The organism is Alteromonas sp. 1_MG-2023, assembly GCF_030547075.1.
Lineage (GTDB): Bacteria > Pseudomonadota > Gammaproteobacteria > Enterobacterales > Alteromonadaceae > Alteromonas.
In genome coordinates this window covers 1-22084 of the sequence record NZ_JAUOQH010000027.1, presented here as the reverse complement: position 1 = coordinate 22084, position 22084 = coordinate 1, and the positions used below count along the sequence as shown (strand labels likewise).

The 22084-nt window shown below is 42.5% G+C and carries 17 protein-coding genes and 1 tRNA gene; 10 read left to right on the top strand and 8 right to left on the bottom strand.

Annotation, left to right across the window (positions count from 1 at the left end):
* Window positions 1-18: 18 nt before the first annotated feature.
* From Q4561_RS19170 to Q4561_RS19155, 4 genes are all read left to right on the top strand, one after another.
* Complete coding sequence (locus tag Q4561_RS19170) at window positions 19-2139, top strand: 3-hydroxyacyl-CoA dehydrogenase NAD-binding domain-containing protein (protein WP_303462861.1); 2121 nt, start codon at window positions 19-21, stop codon at window positions 2137-2139.
* Window positions 2140-2149: 10 nt separating this feature from the next.
* Window positions 2150-3331: an acetyl-CoA C-acyltransferase gene (locus tag Q4561_RS19165; RefSeq protein ID WP_303462860.1), complete on the top strand. Its 1182-nt coding sequence runs from the start codon at window positions 2150-2152 to the stop codon at window positions 3329-3331.
* 9 nt (window positions 3332-3340) lie between these two features.
* The gene (locus Q4561_RS19160) at window positions 3341-5140 is read left to right on the top strand and encodes an acyl-CoA dehydrogenase C-terminal domain-containing protein (RefSeq protein ID WP_303462859.1); all 1800 of its coding nucleotides are present in this window, start codon (window positions 3341-3343) and stop codon (window positions 5138-5140) included.
* Between the two features lie 80 nt (window positions 5141-5220).
* Window positions 5221-6333 carry an alpha/beta fold hydrolase gene (locus Q4561_RS19155; protein WP_303462858.1) on the top strand — a complete coding sequence of 371 codons (1113 nt, stop codon included), beginning with the start codon at window positions 5221-5223 and terminating at the stop codon, window positions 6331-6333.
* Between the two features lie 104 nt (window positions 6334-6437).
* Here the strand turns inward: Q4561_RS19155 and Q4561_RS19150 are convergent, their stop codons facing one another.
* From Q4561_RS19150 to Q4561_RS19140, 3 genes are all read right to left on the bottom strand, one after another.
* Complete coding sequence (locus Q4561_RS19150; protein ID WP_303462857.1) at window positions 6438-6833, bottom strand: DUF3718 domain-containing protein; 396 nt, start codon at window positions 6831-6833, stop codon at window positions 6438-6440.
* Between the two features lie 350 nt (window positions 6834-7183).
* Entirely contained in the window at window positions 7184-8140 is a 957-nt protein-coding gene (locus tag Q4561_RS19145; protein ID WP_303462856.1) for a sugar-binding transcriptional regulator, read from the bottom strand.
* 14 nt (window positions 8141-8154) lie between these two features.
* Window positions 8155-8811: an HAD family phosphatase gene (locus Q4561_RS19140; protein ID WP_303462854.1), complete on the bottom strand. Its 657-nt coding sequence runs from the start codon at window positions 8809-8811 to the stop codon at window positions 8155-8157.
* An 834-nt stretch (window positions 8812-9645) separates the two neighbouring features.
* Here Q4561_RS19140 and Q4561_RS19135 point away from each other — a divergent pair.
* Both Q4561_RS19135 and Q4561_RS19130 read left to right on the top strand, forming a co-directional pair.
* Window positions 9646-11361 carry a cytosine permease gene (locus Q4561_RS19135; RefSeq protein ID WP_303462853.1) on the top strand — a complete coding sequence of 572 codons (1716 nt, stop codon included), beginning with the start codon at window positions 9646-9648 and terminating at the stop codon, window positions 11359-11361.
* A 9-nt stretch (window positions 11362-11370) separates the two neighbouring features.
* Window positions 11371-12885 (top strand): mannitol dehydrogenase family protein, encoded by a 1515-nt coding sequence (locus Q4561_RS19130; protein ID WP_303462852.1) that lies wholly within the window; start codon window positions 11371-11373, stop codon window positions 12883-12885.
* Between the two features lie 244 nt (window positions 12886-13129).
* Here the strand turns inward: Q4561_RS19130 and Q4561_RS19125 are convergent, their stop codons facing one another.
* Both Q4561_RS19125 and Q4561_RS19120 read right to left on the bottom strand, forming a co-directional pair.
* Window positions 13130-13522, bottom strand: a complete 393-nt coding sequence (locus Q4561_RS19125) for a DUF3718 domain-containing protein (protein WP_303462851.1) — start codon at window positions 13520-13522, stop codon at window positions 13130-13132.
* A 244-nt stretch (window positions 13523-13766) separates the two neighbouring features.
* A complete protein-coding gene (locus tag Q4561_RS19120) occupies window positions 13767-14669 on the bottom strand; it encodes a LysR family transcriptional regulator (RefSeq protein ID WP_303462850.1) in 903 nt (300 codons plus the stop codon).
* A 189-nt stretch (window positions 14670-14858) separates the two neighbouring features.
* On the opposite strand from Q4561_RS19120, the gene Q4561_RS19115 reads away from it, so the two are divergent.
* Window positions 14859-15311, top strand: coding sequence for a MaoC family dehydratase (locus tag Q4561_RS19115; protein ID WP_303462849.1), 453 nt, complete (start codon window positions 14859-14861; stop codon window positions 15309-15311).
* A gap of 75 nt (window positions 15312-15386) precedes the next feature.
* Here Q4561_RS19115 and Q4561_RS19110 read toward each other — a convergent pair whose 3' ends face one another.
* The 3 genes from Q4561_RS19110 to Q4561_RS19100 form a co-directional block, all read right to left on the bottom strand.
* Window positions 15387-16508, bottom strand: coding sequence for a mechanosensitive ion channel family protein (locus tag Q4561_RS19110; RefSeq protein ID WP_303462848.1), 1122 nt, complete (start codon window positions 16506-16508; stop codon window positions 15387-15389).
* Between the two features lie 500 nt (window positions 16509-17008).
* On the bottom strand, window positions 17009-17191 hold the full coding sequence (locus Q4561_RS19105) for an entericidin A/B family lipoprotein (protein WP_303462847.1): 183 nt from the start codon (window positions 17189-17191) through the stop codon (window positions 17009-17011).
* A 16-nt stretch (window positions 17192-17207) separates the two neighbouring features.
* A complete protein-coding gene (locus tag Q4561_RS19100) occupies window positions 17208-18209 on the bottom strand; it encodes a mechanosensitive ion channel family protein (protein WP_303462846.1) in 1002 nt (333 codons plus the stop codon).
* Window positions 18210-18615: 406 nt separating this feature from the next.
* Here Q4561_RS19100 and Q4561_RS19095 point away from each other — a divergent pair, with 406 nt between their 5' ends.
* The 3 genes from Q4561_RS19095 (at window position 18616) to Q4561_RS19085 (ending at window position 22084) form a co-directional block, all read left to right on the top strand.
* Window positions 18616-21327 (top strand): TonB-dependent receptor, encoded by a 2712-nt coding sequence (locus Q4561_RS19095; RefSeq protein ID WP_303462845.1) that lies wholly within the window; start codon window positions 18616-18618, stop codon window positions 21325-21327.
* 193 nt (window positions 21328-21520) lie between these two features.
* Window positions 21521-21826 carry a 4a-hydroxytetrahydrobiopterin dehydratase gene (locus Q4561_RS19090; protein WP_303462844.1) on the top strand — a complete coding sequence of 102 codons (306 nt, stop codon included), beginning with the start codon at window positions 21521-21523 and terminating at the stop codon, window positions 21824-21826.
* A gap of 181 nt (window positions 21827-22007) precedes the next feature.
* Window positions 22008-22084, top strand: a tRNA-Met gene (locus Q4561_RS19085).

Below are 22084 nucleotides of genomic sequence, written 5' to 3'. Positions count from 1 at the left end.
GAATAACAGGATACCGTTATGACAGAGATGGAAAACAACGCAGTGGACTACACAGTCCAACAGGGTGTAGCTACATTAACAATGCAAAGTGCACCAGTAAATGCACTTTCCCGTGCAGTACGAATTGGGCTAATAGATGGTATTGAAAGCGCGTTAAGCGACGACAAAGTTAGCGCTATTGTCATCACTTCTTCACTCGGCCTCTTTTCAGGTGGTGCTGATATTAGTGAGTTCTCCGGTGGTGACTTATCGCCTAATCTTCCTGAAGTACTCGACAAAATTGAAAATGCGACCAAACCGGTAGTGGCAGTATTGCCGGGGCCAGCGTTTGGTGGCGGTTTAGAAGTCGCATTAGCGTGCCACCACAGAATTACTTTCGCTGGAAACCAAGTTGGCCTTCCAGAAGTAAACCTTGGCATATTGCCTGGTGCTGGTGGAACCCAGCGTTTACCACGCCTAGCTGATGCAGCTACCGCACTGTCTATGATAGTGACAGGTAAACCAACGTCTGTTGTTAAGCTTCCAGGCGTATTCGACAAAATTTCTGATAAGCCAGAACATTTGCTTGAAGATACCAAGCAGTATCTTAGTTCGTTGAACGCTGAAAATGGCATTAAACGTACCAGTGATATCACGCTGACTATGTCTGAAGAAGTGCAGGGCGTATTCGACGCGGTATCCGCGCAAACTAAAATGGCAGCACGGGGCTTTTTTGCGCCGTTAAAATGTATTGAAGCGGTTAAAGGCGCTTATACGTTGGCCTTTGAAGATGGCCTTAAACATGAAGGTAAGTTGTTCATGGAATGTATGAACACGCCACAAGCCCGTGCACAGCAACATTTCTTCTTTGCAGAACGCGCAGCGGGTCACGTAAGTGACTTTAATAAAAGCACACCAGAGCGAAGCATTGAAAAAGTGGCAGTGATTGGTGCTGGCACCATGGGTGGCGGTATTGCAATGAACTTCGCTAATGCGGGTATTCCGGTCACTATGCTAGAGCTTAAGCAAGAAGCGCTAGATAAAGGCTTGGCCCTCATTCGTAAAAATTACGAAAACTCAGCGAAAAAAGGCAAGTTAACTCAGGAACAAGTGGAAGCACGTATGGCGCTGTTAGGCGGCACCACAACGTATGACGACTTAGCCGATGTGGACCTTGTTATTGAAGCTGTGTTTGAAAAAATGGAAGTGAAGAAAACGGTTTTCACTAGCTTAGATAAAGTATGCAAGCCAGGGGCTATTTTAGCGTCTAACACATCAACCCTTGATGTGAACGAAATTGCCGCGTGTACCTCACGTCCACAAGATGTTATCGGCCTTCATTTCTTCTCGCCAGCTAACGTTATGAAGCTGCTTGAAATTGTGAAAGCAGAAGATACATCCGCCGATGTTATCAAAACTTGTATGAAGCTGGCCAAGCGCATTAAGAAAGTGGCGGTCTTGGTTGGCGTATGTTTTGGCTTTGTAGGTAATCGTATGATTGAACCTTATGGCCGTGAAGCTAACCGTTTATTACTTGAAGGTGCAACTCCTGAGCAAGTTGACCGTGTACTAACGCAATTTGGTATGCCAATGGGGCCATTCACCATGGGTGATATGGCCGGCTTAGATATTGGTTACTATGTTCGCCAGTCTCGCCAAGCCTTTATTTCTCACGATCCTGCCTACGGCGCAGTAGCCGACCGTTTAGTAGAGAAAAATCGTAATGGCCTTAAAACAGGCCGTGGTGCTTATCTTTATGAAGCTGGTAGCCGTGTCCCAATTCCAGACCCTGAAGTATTAGAAATTGCCAAGCAAGAAGCGGAGCGTTTAGGCGTTACGCAGCGAAGCGACATTAGCGACGAAGAAATTTTGGTTCGTTGCTTATACACCCTTATTAATGAAGGGGCATGCATTCTAGAAGAGGGTATTGCTGCGAAGTCTAGCGATATCGATGTTATTTACGTGTATGGCTATGGCTTCCCAGTTTATCGCGGCGGCCCTATGCAATATGCCGATGAAGTTGGTCTTGGTGAAATCGTTGATAAGCTTTCAACCTACGCAGAGAAGCTTGGTGACTACGGAAAAATGTGGTTACAACCGAGCGACCTATTAATCAAGCTTGCGCAAGAGCGCAGTAGCTTCGCAAAATTTAAAAACTAAGGAGTACGCTATGCGCGATGCAGTAATAGTAAGTACCGCAAGAACGCCTATTGGCCGTGCCTACAAAGGTGCACTTAATAATTTACCAGCCCCTACACTAGGTGGCCACGCTATTCGAAACGCGGTATTACGTGCAGGTGTCGATCCTGCCAGTATCGATGATGTGATTATGGGCGCAGCCCTAACACAAGGCAGTGGCGGCATGAACATTGGCCGCTTAGCAGCACTAGCAGGCGATTTGCCGGTAACGGTTGCGGGTATGACCCTCGACAGACAGTGTAGCTCTGGTATGTATGCTATTGCCAATGCCGCAAACAGCATTCGCTCTGGCGATACCAATATTATGGTTGCTGGCGGTCTAGACTCTATTTCTTTGGTACAAACCAAGGCAATGAACATGTCTCGCGCTGTTGACCCAGAGCTTGTGGCTAAGCATAAAAGCATTTATATGCCTATGCTGCAAACTGCTGAAGTTGTAGCCCAGCGCTACGGCATTAGCCGCGATGTGCAAGACGAATACGCTTATCAAAGTCAAATGCGCACCGCAGCAGGCCAAGAAGCTGGCAAGTTCGACGATGAAATTGTGCCAATTACGGCAACCAAAGCCATTTTCAATAAAGAAACTGGCGAAACGAGCGAGCAGGAAGTCACTTTATCGAAAGATGAAGGTAACCGCCCTGAAACTCAGCTGGAAGGTTTGCGTTCACTTAACCCTGTTATTGAAGGCGGCTGTATTACCGCTGGTAATGCTAGCCAGTTATCAGATGGTGCTAGTGCAACCGTGATTATGGATGAACAATCTGCTGCGAAAGGCCAAGCGAAACCATTAGGTATTTACCGGGGTATTGCGGTAGCAGGTTGTGAGCCAGATGAAATGGGTATCGGCCCAGTGTTTGCCATTCCTAAATTGTTAAAGCAACACGGCTTAACTATGGACGATATTGGTTTGTGGGAATTGAATGAAGCCTTCGCAGTACAAGTCCTTTATTGCCGCGATAAGCTGGGTATTCCTGATGAATTACTAAACGTAAACGGTGGTGCTATTTCCATTGGCCATCCTTACGGAATGAGTGGCGCACGTATGGTGGGTCATGCATTAATCGAAGGCAAGCGACGTGGCGCGAAGTTCGTTGTTTGTACTATGTGTATTGGCGGCGGTATGGGTGCTGCTGGTTTATTTGAAGTTATATAGGTATTTGGTATGGAAGGTTATAAAGCTCCACAACGCGACGCCATGTTTGTTACACATGAGCTATTAAACTATCAAGAACATTATCAAAAGCTTGGTTTTGAAGAAGCATCAGAAGATTTAGTTTCGGCTATCTTCTCTGAAGCAGCTAAGTTTTCTGAAAACAGCCTTGCACCCATTAATATGTCGGGTGATGAAGAAGGATGTAAGTGGGTAGACGGTGAAGTGACTACGCCTGCTGGTTTTAAAGAAGCTTATCAACAGTACGTTGAAGGCGGCTGGCCAAGTATGTCTCATCCTGAAGAGTTTGGTGGTCAAGCATTGCCATACTCACTGTCATCTATTATTGCAGAATGGTTCTCGGGTGCTAACCACTCGTGGGCTATGTACCCTGGCTTAAGCCAAGGGTGTATGGAAACCATTAAAGCGCACGGTACTGAAACATTACAAAACCAGTATTTACCAAAGCTTATTAGCGGTGAATGGACAGGTACCATGTGTTTGACAGAAGCACATTGTGGCTCTGATTTGGGTATGCTTAAATGCCGTGCAGAACCGCAAGACGATGGTAGCTACAGCTTAACCGGAACGAAAATCTTTATTTCTGCCGGTGAGCACGATATGTCAGAAAATATCGTTCACATTGTACTAGCGCGTTTACCTGGTGCGCCAGAAGGCACTAAGGGTATTTCGTTATTTGTTGTACCTAAATTCAACGTTTCTGATGAAGGCGAAAAGCTAGATCGCAACGGCGTTGCTTGTGGAAGCATTGAACACAAGATGGGGATTAAGGCTAGCGCCACCTGTGTGATTAACTTCGATGGCGCAAAAGGCTTTTTGATTGGCCAGCCTAACCGTGGTCTTAATTGCATGTTTACATTTATGAACACTGCCCGTATCGGTACTGGTCTTGAAGGTTTAGCGGCTTCTGAAGCGTCTTTCCAAGGTGCATTGCGTTACGCTAAAGATCGTATTCAGTTTCGTTCTTTAACGGGTCGTAAAAACCAAGATGGCCCTGCAGATCCAATTATTGTACATCCTGATGTGCGCCGTATGCTACTCACGCAAAAAGCCTTCTCTGAAGGTAACCGTGCACTAGCGGCATATTGCATGCAATTAGTCGATGTAACCCTTTATGGCGATGACGCTGAAGAAAAAACGCTTGCTGATACTAAGCTTGCGTTCCTAACGCCAATCGTTAAAGCATTTTTAACTGAAAGTGCGCAGGAATGTACTAGCTACGGTATGCAAGTGTACGGCGGTCATGGCTTCATTAAAGAATGGGGCATGGAGCAATTAGCACGTGATACCCGTATCTGTACTATGTATGAAGGTACTACCGGTATTCAAGCTATCGATTTATTAGGCCGAAAAGTAATGGGCTCTAATGGCGAATTGCTTAATGTATTTGTTCAAGAAGTGCGTGAATATTGCGAATCCCTTCGCGGTAAAGCACAGTTCAGTGCATGGACTAACGCATTATCGTCTCATTTAGATGAATGGCAGCAAATTACCATGGATATTGGTAAGGCAGCGGCGTCTAACCCTGATGAAATTGGTGCAGCTTCGGTAGATTACCTAATGTACTCAGGTTATGTAACGGTAGCGTATTTCTGGTTGAAAATTGCGGTTAAAGCGCAAGAGCAGCTAGATGCGGGAAGTTCAGAAACCGAGTTCTATAAAGGTAAAATTATTACTACTGGTTTTTACTTTGACCGTTTGCTAACACGCACTCGCTCACTAGTATCAGCTATGAGCTCTGGTGCAGACAACCTTATGTCTATGCCTGAAAGTATGTTTGCCGTAGAGTAAGCATAATAGATAAATGCCGAGCGCCTGCTCGGCATTTTTATTTTTAGCAAACTTCATTAGTACCGAAAACAAGGCTGGGTATGCATACTAACTCAGTGACATCGCAACACATCCGTATTCAAAACCACAATATTCATTATCTAGAACGAAAAGGGGACAGCATAGATACTCATGCTGATCACGCTGATCACGCTGATCACGCTGATAACACGTTAGTTATCATGTTTCATGGCTTCCCAGAAAATGCCCATACGTGGGAAGTATTAATTAGCGAACTGCCTAACAACTTTCATATTATCGCGCCAGATCTACCTGGTTATCACAAGTCAGAAGTATTGAGCCGAACTAGTGATTATCGTATTCCCGCACTGATTAACCGAATGGCCGACTTTGTGCGCACTGTTAGTCAGGGCAAAAAAGTAACGTTAGTGGGGCATGACTGGGGTGGGGCAATCGCGTGGCCGTTAGCTGCGTTTCAGCCTGATTTATTTCACCAGTTGATAATATTAAACGCCGCACACCCAAGTACTTTTACTCAAGCGCTTAAAACAAGTAGCAAACAACGCAAGAAAAGTGAATACATAAAAGCACTAGTGGCTGAAGATGCCGAAGTTGAATTACGGCAGACCCACTTTGCCTTGCTTAAGGGCATGCTTGGTGATGACATGTTCACAGATTACGACCGAAAAGCCGAAAGAAAGCTACTAAGTGACGGAGCTAGCAGCGTTTCCACTGAAAACACTGAAAACACTGATTTAGCTGATTTAGCTGATAGGAGCTGCTCCGATAAGAGTAGCTTCAATAATAGCTACGCCGGTAAAAGCTATGCCCATAAAAGCAGCGGGGATGGCAACAGTAAATATAATTACGTTGCTAGCTTACTTAGCAGTTGGAATGACAATGAAACCTTGTCTGCCATGCTAAATTATTATCGCGAGATGCCGCAGATGGCACCTGATGAAAACGCTTCGGCCGAGGTGTTGGCAAGCATACGAGTGCCCGAGCTAAGAGTGGAACTACCAACATTAGTGTTGTGGGGGCGATTAGACGACGCGTTCGATGAAGGTATTTTAGATGGTTTAGCAGGCTATGTAAGTAATTTGCAGATTATGTATCATGACACAGCAACGCACTGGGTTCATAGAGAGCAAGCTGCATGGGCTGCAAGGAAAATCACTGAGTTTGTGGCTTAATGTTTTAAAAAAGGGGGGTGGCCCCCTGCGGGGCCACAAGTACGGCGTCCTGCCGTGACCATGTTGAACTGTGTATCATTACATGGTGCGACGTATCTTATTAACTAGATACGTTCGTTAAGTTCGCTTGAGATTGGACTTGATTGAAGACCCTGCTCAGCAATCCACGCTTGAAGTGTCTTACCGTCTGCTTCTGGGTTTTGTAATTCACGGCTTGGCATTTTCTTAACCAATAGTGTACCTACATCAACCGCGTTGTTTACTAAAGCGGTACGGATAAGGCTATTACCGTTACACGAAATACCTGAGTAGTAATCATGTAGTTTTAATTTGAAATCTGACTGTACACGACGCATTTTCTTACGAAGTTCGCCTTTATCGTCTGCTTGCACGATAGTACAAATGTTTGCTAGCGCTTCGTTAACGTCTGCTTGAGCTGCGTTAGAAAAAGCCAAAGTAGAGGCTGCGATAACTAAAGTGGTTTTAACAATTTTCAACATGGTTAAATTCCTTTGGTGTAGTAAGTTGTTGCTCGGTTCGGAATGAATTTAAGACTATAAGTGAAAATTGAAAAACAGTGCTTGCGATAACTAGGTATCCGAAAGTATACATTACACTAAAGTATTGAAAGAGGCTTTGAGGCTTAGTTGTTGAGTTATAAGGACTTATTAGAAATCTTATAAATATACCTAGGATGCGTTTTAAATGTAGCTTCACTTAAGACAATATGTAGCTACCGTGTTGCCGCACTCTCTTTCCCAAACAGTGCAAGACGATTGGAAAGCGAGTGCGAAATGAATGTAGCGCGAATGCAAAACGAATTTAGCACCAAAGCGCTTAAATGGCTTAACTAGCCATTTAATAACGCTTGAGCAGTCGTTTCGTTGGTGATGAGTGAATTGATAAGCTTAGAACGTAGCGCGCCTAAAATAGCGTCTTTCTTATTCATACCTGATGCAACACCTACAACCGGCTTTTCTGATGCAAGGGTCAATTTGCTGCTTGTAACACGGCGATTAACTTCACAGTCAACAATGGCGCCTTCACGATTGTATACCCACCCGATAATTTCTCCCGAGGCACCTAAATCAGATAAACTCTCCGTTTCGTTATCGTTAATAAAGCCATCTACATGTAGTGGTGAGGTGTTACCTAAATTCCCGATACCCACAAAAGTGATGTCAGCCTGTTGAGCAAGTGCATGAATGCGTGCAATGTGAGGTTGTTGATGCAATTGCTCGCGTTCAGCTTCTGAGCCAGCAATAACCGGTAGTGGCATAGGGTAATGCTGCGCTTTTACTCTATCGGCAATATGCACGGCTACATCGTAGCGAGTGGCTTCACCATTGTTGGCAATATTACCAACCAAAGAAACAATTTTATGTTGTGGGCAGTTCATTAACGCTAGTTCGTCAGCACAAGCACGCAGAACTCGGCCCGTACCGAAAGCAATAGTCTGCGGTGAAGTAGACTTTAACGCCCGCTCAATGGCACTAGCGCCAGCTTGCCCTAAGCCTAGGGTAGAGTTTTCATCACCAACCACCGACGGAACCACTTCACAAAATTGCAGGCCGAAACGTTGCTGTATGGTTTCAGCTAATTCCATACAACGGGCAATTGGATGCTCTAATCGTACTTTTACTAGCCCCTCAGACATGGCTAGCGCCACTAATCTTTGGGCACTTTGACGAGAAGTGTTTAATCGTTTTGCAATTTCGTCTTGTGTCTTTCCGCCCACATAGTAAAGCCAGCCAGCACGTGCGGCTTCGTCGAGACGTTGATTTTCTAGTTGTTGTTTTTTACTCATTTATTCATGTTCCATCAATCAGATACCAACATTGGGTAGTCTTGTATAAAGTTATCCCAATCCGTAATTGTTGTCGTGTGGTTTGTTGGCATATCCTTTAAATGACTCCCTCCAGTGTAATGAATAACTTGCATGTTCGCAGCAAGTCCAGCTTCAATGCCAGCGGGAGAGTCTTCAATCACAATACATTGTTCTGGGGCAAACCCCATTTTTTCAGCGGCATATAAAAAAAGATCAGGGGCAGGTTTTCCTCTTTTTACCAAAGAACGTGTATAGAGGTTATTAGTAAAGTAAGGTGCTAACCCTGTACAAGATAATGCATGCTCTGTACGTTCGGGGGAACTGCTTGTAGCAAGGCAATAGGGAACCTTTAAGTTGCATAGCAAACGCGCAATACCCGCTGTTGGTTTTAAACTTTGTGTAAAACGCTGGTTCAATAAGGTATGAAACTCTTCTTTCATTAAAGGTGTAATACTTACAGCGAAATCTTGCTGAACTTGCTCCTCAACATGTTGCATGCTTTTACCGAGGAAGTTGTTAACAAAATACTCGGCATCGATAGAAACGTTATATTTTGAAAGTAAATCCTGCCATGTGTTCATAGACAACACTTCACTATCAATTAACACGCCGTCACAGTCGAAGATGACAAGATGACTTTCTACTGTCATGTAAATCCTTACGCCTATATTTATATTCTAGGGGCGAGTACAAGTCTTATAAGTAGAATTTTACGTACAACCCTATAAAGAAACCACACCAATTTACATTTATTTAAATAACAATCTATATATTGTTTAGCGTTTTTATACATTCCTTTCGAATTTATTAGTAACTATATCTAAAAGCGTATGTCTGAAAACGTCGAGCCACCGCGCCTTAACGAGGTTTTATAAGAATTTAAAGGTTATTTAGCGCTTTCTAATAAGTAATTATGGGAGTGGAGGGCAAGTGCTCATGGTTTGTTTAAAAGTTGATCTTGATTATTTAAACGAAGAATTCAAATTTACGTAGTGGTAACAAGTGTCCGATATGCGGGTATGTAGCACCTACCTCCATCGCGTTTGGCTTCCTTTAATAGCTTTGTAGTGCATTAATACTAAAAAACAATCAGTCTGTCGGCTTAGGTTCTTATTAGATGCTTATAAATAGGTAAACATTTAAGTCAGTGAAATTAAGTTGTTAACCGAAATATAACGTTAAGCTTGTTAATTCCGTTTACAATTGAATATTGATGTGTAAGTATTGCGGCTGAGAAATAACTCACACTAATGGCAAATGCTCATGATGATGAAAATCATGCTTGATAGTAAGTATGAGTAGTAGCTGAACCGAGTGTAGATATTGAAGAACGGTGTTCTATTTAGGTTCATGCAATGATGTCGTTTTTATAAGTGTTAACGTACTAAAAATATTCATAACAAGTGAAGCTTTGAAAATTAGCTGTATAAGTACAGCAATTCATGCCAAAGCGATGAATGATGAATAAAGTAGCGAGATAGAAAATGAAAACAAATTCAAGCAATGTCGACATTGCACAAATAGGTGACGAGCAACTACCCGTTGCTAAACACCAGCTGAAAGGCTGGAAGCACTTCATGGGACTTTATGCCGGTGAGCACGTTGCAGCCACAGAGTTTGTGTTTGGTGCTACCTTTGTTGCCCTCGGCGCAACCATGACCGACATCCTGTTTGGTTTACTTATCGGTAACATCTTAGCGGTACTTAGTTGGACATTAATAACAGCACCTATCGCTGTAGATACACGCCTTAGTTTATATACTTACTTGCAAAAAATTGCTGGTGATTCAATGACTAAGCTCTATAACTGGGCCAACGTCATCATATTTACTGTCATTTCTGCCGCAATGATCACGGTATCAGCGACCGCGGTTAGATTTGCTTTGAACATTCCTGCCCAACTAGATTGGTATCCAACGAACCTAGCGTTTGTAGGTGTTGTTGCGGCCGTTGGCGTTATCGTGGTGTTTGTTGCCATGTACGGCTTCAACGCGGTTTCTGACTTTTCGCGTATTTGTGCGCCATGGTTATTCACTATGTTCGTGTGTGGTCCACTAGTGTTAATGCCAGCGTTGGCCGATGCAGTAATTGGTCAAACATTCCTAACAAGCTGGGCTGACTTCATGCATATTGGTTCTGTGTCAGTGTGGACTGGTTTAACGCCATCGGGCGAACAGGGCATTGGCTTACTTGAGGTTATTGGTTTTTCTTGGGCTGCCAACACCATCACCCATTTCGGTTTGATTGATATGGCTATGCTTCGTTTCGCTAAGCGTAAAGTTTACGGTCTTACTACGTCAGCGGGTATGCTTTTTGGTCATTATGTAGCATGGATCTCTGCCGGTATTATGGGCGCAGGTACTGCTATCATCGTTCAAAAATCTATTACAGAATTAGATCCAGGTGACGTTGCTTTCCATGCATTAGGTTTATCTGGCTTGGTTATTGTTATTGTTGCCGGTTGGACAACAGCAAATGCAAACTTATACCGTGCAGGCTTAGCGGCTCAGGCTATTTTTAAAGATAAATCACGCATTAAAACCACTGCTACAGTGGGTATGGTTACCGTTGTTATCGCGTGTTTCCCTTTCGTATTCACTAAGCTGCTTCCGTTGTTGACTTATGCTGGGTTGTTAGTGGTTCCTGTTGGCGGCATTGTTTTCGCTGAACACGTAATCTTTCCGCGTATTGGTTACACACGCTATTGGGCACATTTCCAAAACTTAACCCACAGTACACCTGCGGTTGCAACGTGGGGACTTGGGCTGGTATTTGGTTTTGGTCTTAATGCATTAGATATTATTTCTTTCTACTATCTGTTTATTCCAACGTGGATATTCACCATCATTGTTTACACCTTATTGGCAGCAAAATATGGTGCAAAACGTCAATACGTTGAAGAAAAAGCAGAAATGGATGCTTTCGATAAAGAAGTTGAAGTGCAGCAGGAGCGTCAAGGCGCTGAACTTCCAACACCTGCAATTGACACGTCAATGTTATCGAAATTACTACAAGTTGTGTCCTGGGGTAGCCTTCTGGTTACAACGTTATTAGCGATTAATACGTTTTCGCTAAGCCCAGATGTAGCCAATTATGAAGGTAACAGAGAGCTGTTCTTTAACTTGGCTTTCGTATGCACAATTATTTACTTTACTACTGCTTACTGGTCAATGCGTCGCCACAAAGCACTTGCGAAATAGAGGTTTTTTATGCAACCAGCAACTAATATGCGTTTGAACCGTACTGCGTTATCTTCTCTTGATGAGAGCATCGCTGTACCTCAGTACGATGTATCTCGTGTAGAAGCCGGTATTGTCCATGTTGGTGTGGGCGGCTTCCATCGCGCCCACGAAGCCATGTACGTAGATGCGTATATGAATGTAACAGGTGATACCTCTTGGGGCATTTGTGGGGTAGGGCTGCGTGAAGCAGACCGCCACATGCAATCGCTACTAAAAGAACAAGACTACCTTTATACCTTGGTGGAAAAGCACGCTAACGGCGAGCGTAAAGCTCGAGTTATTGGTGCACTTACCGACTTTCTAATTGCCGGGGATAGCCCTATGGCCATTATTGATAAAATGGCCTCTGAAGCAATTAGAATAGTGTCGCTAACTATCACTGAAGGCGGCTATAACTTCGACCCTACTACGGGTGAGTTTATTGCCACCAATCCAGATGTACAGCATGACCTTGCTAACCCAGAATCGCCAAAATTAGTATTTGGCTATTTAATGGCGGCGCTGAAAAAGCGTAAGCAAGCGGGCATTGCTCCTTTTACCGTTATGTCGTGTGACAACATTCAACACAACGGTAATGTGTTAAAAGCTATGTTGTTGTCTTACATTCGTCTAGCTGATGCCGATTTCGCCACATGGGTAGAAGAAAACGTAAGCTTCCCTAATTCAATGGTAGATCGCATTACACCGGCGACCACGGATGAAGATAAAGCAGCTTTAGCTGAGTCGGGCGTTGAAGATAGCTGGCCTGTAGTATGCGAACCTTTCGATCAGTGGATTATTGCTGATGAGTTTTGCAACGAACGCCCAGCGTTTGAAGATGTAGGCGCTCAGTTTGTTGATAACGTAGCACCGTACGAAAAGTTAAAATTGAGAATGTTAAACGCAGGTCACTCTGTATTAGGTTTAACAGGCTCGCTAGCCGATCTTGATACTATCCACGAAAGTGTGGGTCAATCGGAACTTCGTTCGCTACTTGCTACCTTTATGGTGGAAGAAGTGATGCCTACCTTGGATGCGGTGGCAGGTATCGATGTTCACGATTACAAAAATATTTTGTTAGCACGATTTGCTAATCCAAATATCAAAGATTCACTGTCGAGAATTTGTTTAGAAAGCTCAGCAAAAATTCCTGTGTTTTTATTGCCTACCGTTCGCGAAAATTTAGCGAAGGGCGGAAAAGTTAATATAAGCGCATTAGTACTTGCAGCGTGGAGTTTTTACTCAGATAAACAAACTTCGCAAAAAGGTACTCCATTGGTTATTCAAGACCAACTTGCTGATGAATTGCACGAAGCTGCTGCGAAGTACAATACTGACGCGTTATCTTTCTTAAATGTAACCAGTGTCTTTGGTGATTTACGTGAAGATGCGGACTTTACTGCTGTTTATCAAGAATATTTAGGCCGAATTTATAATGGCGAATCTATCCTTGATATCGCTAAGCAATTAGCTTCTGTTGAAACAGAAGTGGAAGCTGTATAGCTCGTTGCCTATAGCGGTTATTTTATAGCAGGAATATAAGAAAAAGGGCGACCATATGGTCGCCCCTTTAAATGCAGATTTCTCTGCAACCATGTTGAATCTGTTCACATGGTATGTGAATTCTTATTATAATGTCGCTCAGTGCTTTCTACAGTCGTCCGCTCAAGACTACTTATAAACGTCCACTCAAGACTACTTATAAACGTCCACTCAAGACTACTTATAAACGTCCGCTCAAGACTACTTATAAACGTCCGCTCAAGACTGTGGCAATTTCGTTTCCTTCAAAGCCATTCTCAGATACCCACGCTTGCAATGTTTTACCATCAGTCTCTGGGGCTGATAAATCACTCTTTGGCATTTTCTTAACCAAAAGTGACCCTGCTTCTACAGCGTTGCTAAGCATAGCTGTACGTATCAAGCTGTTGCCGTTACAGCTAACACCTGAATAGTAATCTTTTAGTTTAAGGCGGTAGTCAGATTCTACAGAACGCATTTTTTTGCGTAACTCACCTTTATCGTCTGCTTGTACGATAGTACAAATGTTTGCTAATGCTTCGTTTACGTCGGCTTGCGCCATGCCAGATACACCTAAAGTAGCTGCAATTACTAGCGAAGTTTTAACGATTTTCAACATGGTTAATTCCTCGGTTTATTTAAAATTATGTTTGCTCGTTGGGGTCTATTAAACGCAAATTAGGAGGGGTTAGAAAGACTACGTCTAATACTAAGGTATATAGTCCGATATCTAAACGGAGGGCTAGGTTAAGAGCGCATCTAGGTAAATGAGGGGCTAGCGAAGTGAATGAGTAGGTTATAAGAAGCAGAAACAAAAAAGCACAGCCTATTTAGGCGGTGCTTTTCGCTAGAATGAACGATATTTAGTGACTTTTAAAGTGACTCGATACTTCCATGATTTGTTCACGCATCCACATATGGGCGTAATCATGGTCTGCACTCACGTGCCAGTATAAGAAGTACTCTACTGTGGGTAAATCGAAGGGCAATTCATAAATCGCTAAATCGTAATGCTTAGCTAAATGAAAAGGTAAACAAGCAATAAGGTCAGTTTTTACTATGGTGCTGGGCACGGTTAAAAAGTGCTGACTACGCATAACTTCTTTACGGCGTTTACCCATTCTATCTAGTGCAACATCAATTGGACCTGAGCCTGACTTACGTTGCGATACATTAATGTGGCCTAAGCGTAGGAAAGTATCGAGATCTAAACCGTTCTTTAATGCAGGGTGGTTTTTACGGGCCAACACTACAAATCTATCTTGCGCTATTTTTTCTTTGCATAAATGCGGATCGCTAAAAGTCGATGCGTCGGCGAAGAAATCTAACGTACCGCTGGCCATTGCTGACACAATTTGGCTACGGGGGATCTCATAGTTAGTCAGGCTAATATTAGGGGCTAAATTTTGTAACCGAGAAACTAGCCTAGGCATTATGCTAACTTCAAGTAAGTCTCTGCTTGCAAAATTAAATGCTTTTTCAGCAGTTAAAGGGTCGAAAGTGTGGCTCTCTTGAACACTTCTTCTCAAAAGTGCTAATGCTTGTCGTGCAGGCACAATAATATTCTGTGCAACTGGCGTAGGCGTCATGCTGTGCCCTGTACGAACAAATAAAGGGTCATTAAGCATTTCTCTTAACCGGGCCAGCGAGTTACTTACTGCAGGTTGAGTGATACATAAAACATCAGCTGCTTTTGTTAGGCTTCCCGCTGTATAAATTGCGTCGAATACAGCAAAAAGGTTCAAATCGATTCTATTAAGATTCATTGCGAAATCCTTGTCTGGCGAGTGCCAGTATGAAAATACCAAAAAGTAACCGGCGAATTCTTTGGTTAATATTATTTTTACGTTATTGTAACAAGGTTATTTATAAATACCTATTATTAAAAGTTAATTGAATTATTCAACGCATCAATAGTACTGTTTATCTTAAATTTACTACCACTGGTCAAAAAAATGAAAACACTCATCGACTTAGAAGTAGGGGAAACCCTTGAACAGGCAGAATGGCTGACCATCTCACAAGATATGATCAATCAATTTGCTGAAGCCACTGGAGATTATCAGTGGATACATCTCGACACTCAACGATGTGAAAAAGAAAGTCCCTTTAAAACGACAATCGCACATGGCTTTCTTACCGCCTCTGTTATGCCAAAAGCATTCGAAGGTGTGCTTGCTCCATCAGATAAAATAGCGTCCACCATCAATTATGGTATTGATTCATTACGCTTTTTAGAGCCTGTAAAATCAGGTGACGCTATTAAATATCATTTTAAACTGACAGAGGTAGTAAATAAGCCTGCTGGTAAGTTATTTAAGATGGAATCAAGTTGTGTGCTGGCTTCCTCTGGAAAGCCGGCATTGGTAGGCACCTTTTTGATGTTGGCGGTAATGCAGCCAGGTTAGGCGTGTGGGTTTAGTTAACTAGGCCCAATGCACTTAAAGCGCAAGCCACGCTTATAAGGGGCTTGCGCTTTTGTGTTAATTGCTATCGTTGCCAGTGCCTTGATTTGCGGGTGGGATAGTGTTTCGAACATCAACAATGGCGCTTTCCTGATCGGTATTAATTGCCCTAATCGGGTAAGGAATAATAATACCTTCAGCGGCATAGCGCTGGTGCAAAGCTTTGATAAACGCCGATTTAATGAAAAAGCGATGGAAGTACTCTTGTGCCCTTAACATCACCGTAAAGTTTATGCTGGAATTATCAAAAGTGTGATACACCACGAACGTATCGTAATCGTCTATTCCCCATTTGTGTGACACTAATATCTCTCTAGCAACTTCAAGGGTAACGCGCTCGACATGTTCAAGATCTGAATTATAATGTACGCCTACATCTACCGGTACGGACAATTCTTTGCTTGGATAAAAGTAATTAATAATTTTTGATTCAGACAGCACGCTGTTTGGTACGATGATGGTGTTGTTGGGTAACATCTTTATCCAGGTTGAACGCCATCCAATTCTTTCTACAAAACCTTGTTCTTTACTTTCTAGCTCAATGAAATCTCCCACTCTAATGGGTTTATCCATCACCAACTGTACACCCGAAAAGAAATTTTCGAGGGTAGGCTGAAGCGCAAGCGCTACTGCTAGTGAAGTAATACCTAAAGAGGCAATAATGGGTGTGATTGATATCCCCAAGGTGCCAAGCATAATAAGAATGCCGATGCCGATAATCAGGCCCTTAACAATGCCTTTAATAATGCCTGTACTGCTGCGTAGAGAATCTGAGCGTTGGGTATGATTGGCCAGCAATCCCACAGCAAAGCGGTTAAGGAAGAGTATGGCCGCTGTAATCAGCAGTATCTTTGATGACATTGATATAGAAGTGGCATACGATTCATTTGAAATATCGTACTTATCCAGTAGCCAATTTAGCATCCAAATATCGATGACAAAGATAAGGATGGTTAAAGGTACGTTTAATGAGTGTGCTAGTAGCGAATCGTAAAAGTGTGTGGTTCTGTCTGTGAAGGATGAGAATTTGCGAAGGAAAATACGTTTTATCAGAAACATTAATAAGTTAGCTACTATCACAACAACAGCGATAACGAGTTCAGGCACTAGCATTAAACTTTCAAAATTAATCTCTGGCATGGCGCTCCCTTTACCAACTACGTTTAAAAATCTATCTAAAACTTATTTAAAATCAAACCTCACAGGTTTCCTCGAAAATAGACGTGCGTACAGATGGAAACGCTTGAAGATAGCCGCTTAAGTGCAGCAAGTACCGTTCCAGAGAATTTCAATAAACGACAAACTCAGTAAGTATTTGCCTTAACGAAGTACTTTTAGTTGGTTGAAAACTGAGTGGGATGGGATAGCGGGATGAGGTGTGACGGGGGCTTTGGGTCAAGCAGTTCAAATTTACTACTTATAATAGCAGTAATCCTAGGTACTTATTTATAAAGAAAAAAGCTTTGAATCTGCGATCTTTGAGCATAGTTTGTGCGCTCATTGAGCATAAAGTGTGCAAAAGGTTGGGTCTCCTAGACTATATGCTTTATATAAGTGCATAGCTTTTACATTGCAATTTAAAAGAAAGACCACGCTAAAGTGTAAATAGCGTGGTCTTGGCATATCATTTTATACAGGTATTAATTTGAAGCGTCTTGTGCGCCGTCTTCAATTGCTTCGCCAGCACTTTGGATATCTTCCCCAGCACCTTCTACAGTAGCGCATCCGTTTACGCCAACTACAGCAGTTGAAAATAATAGTGCAGTAAAGCTGCCCCTTAGTAACTTAGATTTTAGAAATGATGATAAAAGTGAAGTTTTCATTTTGTACCTCCTGATGTTAATCATCTAGTGGTGTGTCGTTAGTTGATTCATTTGCAGAATCTGCCTGTTCGCCAGATTCGCCTGAATTGCTGCGATTAGTATTTGAATCGCGGTCTTTATTCTCTTCTTTAGCTTCCAACATACTACTGAGCTTGTCGCTGCCTTTAGCATTAAAGTCCAAGGTACGAATAGGGAAGGGGATCAAGATATCGTTTTCTTCCAATACGCGCTTTACGGTACAAATAGCTTCGTGGCGAACCACCATAAAACCAGGATCTCCAGGGTAGCGTATCCAAAACCACAGCAATAAATTGATACTTGAGTCGCCAAAAGACTCTGCATAGACTGCGGTTTCATCTTTTTTAATCACATAATCTTTTTTGTTTATAGCTTCGGTAATTACATCGGCTGCTTTTTCAATATCATCGGCATATGATATGCCAACAGGCACTTCAATTCGTCGAATGCCTTCTACTGAGTAATTAGTCAGGATATTGCGGAATAAAATTTTGTTGGGGATGACTTCACGTTGCCCGTAGAACGTAGATACAAGGGTATTTCTCAGGTTAATTTCTTCTACTGTACCAAAAACACCTTCTGCTTTAACTACATCGCCAATCTCGAACGGTTTGCGTATTCCCATGGCAATACCGGCTATTAAGTTTTCTGTCATGTCTTGAAATGCAAAACCAATGGCGAGACCGACAATACCAGCACCTGCTAGTAACGAGGTAACAGTTCCCTTAAGCCCAACAAAATCTAAAGCAATGAAAATACCAAAAACAACGATTAATGCTTTAACAATTGATGTAAGAAGTTTTGCAATTTGGCGAGATTCAAATGCTCTGCGCATTACCTTACCAACAACATTTCCTACTACTTTTGCCAATAATCCGAACACAATGGCAATTAAAATTGCGACTACCAAATTAGGTAAATGTTTAATTCCGCTCTCTATCCAGCCTTCTAGTTTCTCAGTAATCAGTTGATAAAAGTCATCGACGTTTGGAAATTCCATAAAACTCTTTCATTTTTCTCATAGTAGTGCCTTGGTTATTCAAGAATTATTCCGAGGTGATATGTATCTAAGGGTATGAATTTAATATGCTTTATTTTATATGCTGTAGAGGTTGAAAATGTTGATCTAAGAAAAAAATACAAAGTTGGGAAAGAACTACTCAATCAGTGTGGTGATTTTTTTTGGCATTAGCCTTAAGTCGATGTGGTCTGACCATATGTAAAATTAATGTAAATACATTATTCACAATAAATTTACAAAGTGTGTGATGACGCTTAACATCGATTTTGCAGGTCAAAGATTGTTCATTGACCTTACACAATAACAATGAGAAATCGTTCAGCCTGTTACTAGCGGAAAGTGTGGGTTTTGCCGGTAGTGATGCGCCCAGATTTGGAATCACACTATGAAATTTAAAACGCGTAAGACTGCAGTAGCTGCATTAGTCAGTTCTGCCTTATTTTGTTCTCCTTTTTTAGCGTATGCGCAAAACGTTGACGAAGAAGTTGAAGCTAAATCGAAAGATAAAAAGGATGTAGAATTAATCCTCGTTACAGGGAGCTTTGTTCGTCGTAGTGAAAACTTTGAGTCACCGTCACCATTAGCGGTGGTAGACAGTGTAGCTATCGATTCGATAGGTGCGAAAAATATAGCTGATATTACACAAACACTCACTATCAATACCGGTGCTGAGAACAATCCTGACGCCTTTACACAAAATGCCACAGCTGGCACCTCAAACATCAACTTACGTGGGTTAGGTGTTGCCTCTACCTTAGTACTGTTAAATAACAAACGCCAAGTGGTAACCGCTCAACCAACTAACGAAGGATTAAACTTCGTTGATACCAGTTCTTTAGTACCAATGATTGCCATTGACCGCATGGAAGTCGTTAAAGACGGGGCCTCTGCGTTATATGGTTCAGATGCCGTCGCCGGTGTCGTTAACTTCATCACCAAACGTAACTACGATGGTGCGATGGTTAGCGTTGATTATCAAGATGGTGCCCATGGTGATAACAAAGAATACATTTTCCAAGGTTTATGGGGTGCCACTGGAGAAAAAGGCAGTGTGCTAGCAGCAATTAGCTACACAAACCGTTCTCCGTTGTTTTTAAGTGACAGACGCTTAAGCCGCCCTGAAGATGATACGAGTGCTTTAGGTAACCCAGCCTCTTATTTTGTAACGGTACCAGGCGTGGGTGCATTACCGATTATCGACCCGTATGGATGTGAAGAGTTTGGCGGCTCGCCAGATTTATTAGCACCCAGCGGTACTATTCCAGGACTAGAAGTCGGTTTCTGTGGATTCGATTTCGGTAAGTTTTATTCGTATGTTGCTGATGAGAGTAGAATAAATACTTATGTTAGAGCTGATTATGAGTTTGCTAACGATATAACCTGGTCTGCCGAACTGAGTATGGCACGTAACCGGGCTGAACGTGGTGGTGCACCAAGCTTCCCCATTCTTACTTCGCCAATTGTTCCTGACTATCATCCACAAAACCCATTCGGTCAATCTGTCGCCTTCTTTGGTCGTGCAGAAGGAAATGGGTTTGAAGGTGATGCTGCGAATACAGAATCTGATACGTTTAGATTCAGCACCAATGTTCAAGGTGTAACAGACACGGGTTTCTGGGAAGTAAGCTATACCCGCGCTGTGAATGATTTTCTCTTTACGGTACCTGATGTGTTAAATACTGAGTTTCAGCTTGCCTTGTATGGCTTAGGTGGCTCATCGTGTGATCCTATTGCGGGCACACCGGGGGAAGGAAATTGTGAATTCTTTAATCCATTTGCAACTTCTTATACTACGGCACCGAATTCAGATTATGTGGTAGATTCTTTCACTGGTACTGAAATGATTGATTCGAAAGCCGATCTTGAAGTTTTTGAAGCCTTTACCTCTTTTGATATTTTTGAAATGAGCAGTGGCTTTGCTGCCTTGGCACTTGGCGTTCAGTATCGTGAAGAACAGTTAAGCCAAGACTATGATGACTTAGCTAACCAAGATAGCTTTACGTTTGTTATTGGTAACCCAGATATTGATGGTAAACAAGATGTATGGGCCGCCTTTGGTGAATTAGCCTTACCATTAAGTGAAGATCTAGATGTGCAGCTAGCAGTACGTTATGAAGATTACGGCGGCAGTATCGGTAGTACGGTAGACCCTAAGCTTGCGGTTTCATATCGTGCAACTGATGAATTCTCACTACGGGGCTCAATTTCTACCTCGTTTAGGGCACCAACCGTGTTCTTAGCACAGGGCGGAGCTACCTCGTTACAACAAGTCATCGACCCGGTTCAAGGTGCAACAGCATTCGTTGCTGTAAGAACCTCAGGTAATGAAGATCTTAAGCCTGAAGAGTCTACCGCTTACAATGTGGGGTTCTCTTATGAACCATTCAGAGACTTCTCGGTTGAATTAGATTATTGGAATTTTGAGTTTACCGACTTAATTATCCAAGAAAATGCCCAAGCCGTACTTAATCTAGACCCCACAGACACTGACCGAGTTGTTCGTGCCGGTGACCCTACAACAGGGCCTGTATTGCAAATTAACAATACCTATGTGAACGCCAGTTCTATGGAAACCTCGGGTATAGACTTTGTTGCGAGTTACAAAATTGACACTGAGCTTGGTAGCTTCACTCCGTCATTAAATGGGACCTATACCATGAAGTATGACTTGATGGACCCTCAAGCAGGTAACATCGACGGGGCAGGGCGCAGAAACTTCAATAATATTGGGGTGTCGTCACCAGAGCTTCGAATGAACTTTGGTTTAGCGTGGAAAAACGACGTACATGCGGCAAACGTATTTGTTCGCTATATTTCATCCTATGACGACGACCAAAACTGTGCTGATGGCACCACTAACTTGGGAAGCTGTACAAATGGGTTATATGAAGTTGATAGCCATGTAACGGTAGATGCCCAGTACAATATTGACCTAGGCTCACTATTTGAAACAGAGCAAAGTTATGTTGTTACCGTTGGCGGGTTGAATTTGTTTGATGAAGATCCTCCTCAGTTGTTTACCAATAGTGGTTTTGACTCGAAGGTTCACGATCCACGTGGGCGTCAAATCTACGCTCGGTTAGCGGTAGAGTTTTAACGCTTTACGCTTTTAACCCAAACCAAGTTAGCGGCCTATGAAGACTGTTCATCACGAGCACTTTCATAGGCCGCTTTTTATTGTAAAGATTTCTTCCCAAACCAAGCCTGACTTTCCCGGCTCATCCTTAGTAAAAATGCTGAATTCAGATCGCTTATTGTTTACATTGTTTACTCTAACAAAGGAGACCTATATGAGTACGTTACTAAGTAGTGAAGAAATTCAGGAATCTCTTGATAGCTTAAATGCAGGTTTAGAAAAAGATGAACAATGGGTTTTGAACAAAGATTCTATTGAGAAGACATTTACGTTCAAGAGCTTTATTCGTGCGTTTGGTTGGATGTCACAAATTGCTATTTGGGCCGAGAAACTGAAACATCACCCTGAATGGTTTAATGTTTATAACCGAGTTGATGTGAAATTAACGACTCACGATGTAGGTGGTTTGAGTGAACTTGATTTTAAATTAGCGAATAAAATGGAAAGCTTTAAGCCCTAATGCTTAATAAATACGCTTAAATTGGTTGATGATTGAACGTAACGATTAAATATAAAGCATTCAGTCAGAAAAGTAGAATAATTAAGTAATAAGTCCTTGTGTTACAAAAGTGCGTATGTATAATACGCCCCACGTTGAAGGGAGACATCAAACACCTCAAACCAACAACGTTATTTTCTGGCGCGGGATGGAGCAGTCTGGTAGCTCGTCGGGCTCATAACCCGAAGGTCGTAGGTTCAAATCCTGCTCCCGCAACCA